Source organism: Actinomadura sp. CNU-125 (assembly GCF_001942465.1).
In the GTDB taxonomy this organism is placed as follows: Bacteria; Actinomycetota; Actinomycetes; order Streptosporangiales; family Streptosporangiaceae; genus Spirillospora.
This window is the reverse complement of sequence record NZ_MKJY01000318.1, coordinates 1-5,363: the sequence shown is the minus strand read 5'-3', so window position 1 is coordinate 5,363 and position 5,363 is coordinate 1. Positions and strand designations below refer to the sequence as shown.

The window sequence follows — 5,363 nt, the reverse complement described above, 5'->3', positions numbered from 1 at the left end:
GCGGGCGGGGGCTGGGGGGCGGGCGCGGGCGCGGCGGGCCGCTTGCGCGGACGCTTCGGCGGCTTGGCGGCTGCGGGCTTCTCCCAGTGCAGCGTGTACGGGACGGGCTGTTCCTTCGGCAGCGGCGGCGCGACCCCGACGGGCGCGGCCGCGAGCGGCCCGCCGCTGCTCTCCCGCAGGTCCATCCGGGAGTGCAGGCCGCGCAGCGGCTTCGGCAGCCACCAGTTCGCGGCGCCCATGAACCGCATCGTCGCCGGGACGAGCAGCGACCGGACGAGCATCGCGTCCACCACGACCGCGACGAACATGCCGACGCCGATCAGCTTCACGACCGTGATCCCCGCGAACGCGAACGCCGCGATGACCACGAGGAACAGCAGCGCGGCGCTGGTGATGATGCTGCCGGTGTGCTGCATCCCGGACGCGACGGCGGTGCGGTTGTCGTGGGTGCGGTCCCACTCCTCGCGGATGCGGCTGAGCAGGAAGACCTCGTAGTCCATGGACAGGCCGAACACGACCGCGAGGATCAGGATCATGCTGGTCGCCTCGACGCCGCCCGTCGGCGTGAAGCCCAGCAGGCCGGCCAGATGCCCGTACTGGAAACCCCACACGATCGCGCCGAACGAGGCGCCGATCGACAGCACGTTCATCACGATCGCCTTCAGCGGCAGCACGATCGACCCGAAGAACATGAACAGCAGGACGAACGTGGCCGCCCCGACGGCGATCGCCATCTTCGGCAGCGACTCCATCAGGCTGTCCATCAGGTCCATCTGCGCGGCCGTGCTGCCCCCGACGTCGATGTGCATCGGGTAGCCGTCCTTGGTCAGATGCATGGAACGCATCGTCTCGACCAGGTCCTGCGCTTGCTCGTCCATCGGCTCGTACTTGTGCGTGACGGAGATCCGCACTCCCCCGTACGTCCCGGAGTAGCCGCTGAACTCGGCGGAGACGACGCCCGGGAGTTCCGTGAGCTCCTGGCGGAAGTCGTCCAGGTAGGGCGGGATCGGGTCGCCCTCGGACGGCGACCAGTGGCTCGGGATGAGGTCCCCGGACACGACCACGTCGATCGGCTCCGCGACCCGTTCGGGAACTCCGCCTTGATCGTCTCGACGACCGCGCGGGTCGGGCTCTCCTGCGGCAGGACGCGCGCGTCGATGCTGCCGAACTGGACGTTCAGGAACGGCTGGAACATCACGGCCAGAATCGCGAGGACCACCGCGAAGTAGGGCAGCGGGTGCTTCATCACGCTGTGCCCGAGGCGGAACCAGAAGCCGCTGTCCGGGTCGCGCTGCGCGCGCTTGGCGGACGGACGGCGCCACGGCATCCGGCCGCCCTCGACGCGCGTGCCGAGCAGCGCCAGCAGGGTCGGGAGCAGGACGGTCGCGCCGAACACCGCGACCATCACGGTCGCGATGCCGGCGAGGCCGATCGTCCGCAGGAACATCTGCGGGAACAGCAGCAGCCCGGCGAGCGCGGCCGACACCGTCACGCCCGACACCATGATCGTGCGCCCGGCCGTCGCCATCGTCCCGACCAGCGCCGCTTCCCGGATCGGACGCAGCGCGTCCTTGTACTCCTTCTTCGCCGCTCTGCGCGCGCGCCTGCCCTTTTCCCGCTTCCACGGTTTGCCTGGCGGAAGGTCCGCTCTCGCCATGCCGTGCTGCAGTTCCTCGCGGAACCGGCTGATGATGAACAGCGAATAGTCGATGCCGAGGCCGACGCCCATCATCGTGACGACCTCTAGCGCGAACGACGTCACGTCCGTCACGTACGTCACCGCGTGCAGGACGGCGAAGCCGCCGATCATCGAGAACACCGCGACGCCGATCGGCAGCATCGCCGCGACCAGCGCGCCGAACAGGATCATCAGCAGGATGATCAGCGGCAGCGCGGTGATCGTCTCCGCGCGGACGATGTCGGCGACGACCTGCGTCCCGAACTCCTGCCCCAGCGGCACGCTGCCGCCCACCTGCACGGTCAGGCCGGGCGCCGCCACCCGGTCCTTGATCAGCTCGTAGTTCGCGAGCTTCTCCGCGCCCGTGTCGCCCGCCAGCTTCACCGCGGCGAACGTCTTGTGCCCGTCCTCGGACGCGAACGTCTCGGCGCCCTTGCCCTCGAACGACCAGTAGGTCATGATCTCGCTGACCTGCGCCTTCGGCAGGCGCGCGACCGTCGACCACCCCGGCCATGTACTCCGGATCGTCCACCGTCATGGTGTCGCTGGAGTACAGGACGATCACGTCGGGGTTCGTGCTGCCGAAGTACGTCGCACCCAGCTCGGCGACGAGCGTCGAGGACGCGTCCGGGTCCTCGAAGCCGCCCTCCTTGAACTTGCCGAGCACACCGATGCCCCAGGCGCCCGCGGCGCCCGTGAACAGCACGATCAGGACGAGGCTGAGCCAGCGCCGCCGGTGGATGAGCCGCCCCAGCCCCGCGAGCATTGTCCTCCTTGTATCGAGGTGACCCGTTACTTCCGCGACGCGAGCTTCGCCGCGGTCGTCGGGAGCACGTCGTCAAGGTAGCGCTGCCGGGTCGCCGCCCGCGCGATCTTCCCGCTGGACGTCCGCGCCACGCCGCCCGGCTCGATCAGCACGAACGCGTGCACGCTCATCTCGTGCTCGACGTTCACCGCGCCGCGCACCGCCGCCTCCACCTCGTCGAGGTCGAGCCGCCCCAGCGGCACCCGCCGGTTCCGCTCGGCGACGACCACCAGCCGCTCCGTCTCCTCGCCCGCCAGCGCGAACGCCGCGACATGGTCCGGACGGACGGCCGGGTGCGCCTCCTGCGCGGTCACCTCGATGTCCTGCGGGTAGTGGTTGCGGCCGTCCACGATGATCAGGTCCTTGATGCGGCCCGTCACGTACAGCTCGCCCTCGTGGATCACGCCGAAGTCGCCGGTCTTCATCCACGGCCCCACCGGCAGCCCACCGGGCTCGGCGAGTTCCCCGCCGAACGTCCCCTGGCTGCGCTCGGAGTTGCGCCAGTAGCCCGGCGCGGTGTTCGGGCCGTGCACCCAGATCTCCCCGACCCGCCCGTCCGGCTGCTCCAGGCACGTCTCCGGGTCGACGATCGCGACGAGCTGCCCGCACGGCCGCCCGCACGACACCAGCGTGCTCGTCCGGTCGCCGCCCGAGCCGTCCAGTTTCACCTCGCCGCCGGTCAGCGCAGCCCGATCGACGCCGATCGTCTTCGGCGGCGCGTCGTCCGCCGCCGCCGTCACGAACACCGTCGCCTCGGCCAGCCCGTACCCCGGCGCCTGCGCGCCCGGCCGCAGCCCCGCCGGCTCCAGCGCCGCCGCGAACATCTCCAGCGTCGACGTCCGGATCGGCTCCGCACCGTTCAGGCACGTCGTCAGCCCCGACAGGTCCAGCCCCGCGATCTTCTCCGGCTTCGCCGCCGTCGCCACGTACTCGTACGCGAAGTTCGGGCCCGCCGTGTACACGTTCTTGCCCGGACGGTCCGCGATCAGCTGCATCCACCGCAGCGGGTTCATGATGAACGACACCGGATCGGTGAAGATCGCGTGGTCGCCCCGCACCAGCGGCAGCGCCATCGTCGCGATCAGCCCCATGTCGTGGAACAGCGGCAGCCAGCTCACCAGCTCCGGGTCCGGCTTCTCGGGCGCCCACCCGGCCCACAGCTGCATCGCGTTCGCCGTCACGTTCCCGTGCGTGATCTCCACGCCCGCCGGACGCCGCGTCGAACCCGACGTGTACTGCAGGTACGCGAGATCGTCGAACCCGAACGGCTCGTCCGTCCAGCCCTCGCCGAGCGACGGATCGACCTCCTCGGCGAACACGATCTCCTTCGGCTGCGGCACATCGTGGTCGGCGAGGAACTTCTCCACGTGCGGCAGCGCGTTCCGCGACGTGACGATCACCGCGGGCTCCGCGTCGGTGTACGCGCCGATCAGCCGGTCCGCGTGCCCCGGCAGGTCCGGCGAGAACAGCGGCACCGCCACGACGTGCGCGTACATCGCCCCGAGCATCGTCATCATGTAGTCGAGGGTCTGCGGCAGCAGCAGCGCCGCCCGATCCACGGGGCCCCGCGACCTCCCGCAGACGCACGGCCAGCGCGCGCGCCCGCCGGTCCGTCTCGGCCCAGTCGTAGGTGATGTGCACACCGGACGGGTCGAGCGAGTAGTCCACGAACGTGAACGCGGGGGCGTCCGGCTTCTCTCGCGCCCACCTCGCGATCCGCTCGATCAGCGGGGTGCGCCCGGCGCCGCCGGGCAGGAGTTCGGGGAGCAGCGAGCCCAATGCCATGGATGATCTCCCGGGGGGACGGGCCGGACGGGCCGTCGTGCTGGGCACCGCCCGCGGGGGTGGCCCGGACGGCCTCCTGCGGGGCGTCCGGCTACCGGCGAATGATCGTGAAGCTACCCGATGGTAGGGGCCGGGCGATATTAGCCGCCGGGCACATTGGCGAACACCCCGTTTGTCACGGCGATGACAAACGGAAACGCCCGATCACCCAACGTGCCCGCCGCATCGATCACCGCGAGAAGATCTGCTGCATGATGCCCCGGCGATGCCGTCCCTGATACGTCGTGTCCGGGTTCTCCCCGTCCGGCAACTCCGCAAGGTATTGGCTCTCGGCGTCGATCAACTGCTCCAGCTCACCGCGATCGAGAAAAACACCCTGACATCCCGGGCATTCCTCGATCACGACCCCGTGCCGTTCGTGAGTGTCCAGCTTCGTCCCGCACTTCGGGCACTGCATCGTCGCATCTGACATACCGGATCCCCTGTCCGAGTGTCGACCGTCAGCGAGCCAGCTTATGCCGCCCTAACCGTTTTGGCACGACCGGGTCACCCTCCGGCACGAACGACCCGCACCCACGCCGTCCGCCGCCGCCACAGCCCCACGCACGCCGCCGCCCACAGCAACACCAGCTCCGCGATCGCCACGACCCCCACCACGACCACCCAGTCCCGCCCGTCGTCCCGCCCCAGCGCCGTCGGCGACAGCAGCGTCATCTCGCCCTCCCCCGCCACCGGCGCGTTCACCGGCGGCAGCACCACCGGCTCCGTAGGCGTCAACGAAGGCAACGGCAACACGGGCAGCCCCTCCGGCAACACCTCCGAATGATCCGCCCCGCCGGCTTCCCCGGCCCCGACCGGCACCTCCCCCGACCCGCCACCCGGTGTCCCGCCCCCACCCGAGCCGGACGATTCGCCACTCGCCTCACCGGCACCGGGCGAGCCCCCGTTCGCCCCACCGCCCGAGGAACCATCTCCGGACGAGAGGTCACTCCCAGCCCCACCACCCGAGTCAGACGAACCACCACTCGCCCCGCCATCCCCGGTCGCCCCACCGGACGAGTCACCGGTCGTCCCGCCATGCCCGGACGAGCCACC

The 5,363-nt window shown here is 70.6% G+C and carries 5 protein-coding genes; all 5 read right to left on the bottom strand.

The genetic code is table 11. From position 1 onward, the window contains the following. Positions 1 to 878, bottom strand: an 878-nt coding sequence (locus tag BJF79_RS62300; protein ID WP_262402778.1) for an MMPL family transporter, incomplete at its 3' end; no start/stop codon positions are given. After that, positions 827 to 2,137, bottom strand: coding sequence for an MMPL family transporter (locus BJF79_RS62295; protein WP_075902660.1), 1,311 nt, complete (start codon positions 2,135 to 2,137; stop codon positions 827 to 829). The genes BJF79_RS62300 and BJF79_RS62295, both read right to left, overlap by 52 nt. Before the next feature lie 333 nt (positions 2,138 to 2,470). Continuing rightward, positions 2,471 to 4,042 carry a fatty acyl-AMP ligase gene (locus tag BJF79_RS30695; RefSeq protein ID WP_262402777.1) on the bottom strand — a complete coding sequence of 524 codons (1,572 nt, stop codon included), beginning with the start codon at positions 4,040 to 4,042 and terminating at the stop codon, positions 2,471 to 2,473. Between the two features lie 455 nt (positions 4,043 to 4,497). Next, a complete protein-coding gene (locus BJF79_RS30690; protein ID WP_075902656.1) occupies positions 4,498 to 4,740 on the bottom strand; it encodes a zf-TFIIB domain-containing protein in 243 nt (80 codons plus the stop codon). A 74-nt stretch (positions 4,741 to 4,814) separates the two neighbouring features. After that, positions 4,815 to 5,024, bottom strand: coding sequence for a hypothetical protein (locus tag BJF79_RS30685; RefSeq protein ID WP_143220432.1), 210 nt, complete (start codon positions 5,022 to 5,024; stop codon positions 4,815 to 4,817). Positions 5,025 to 5,363: the final 339 nt, after the last annotated feature.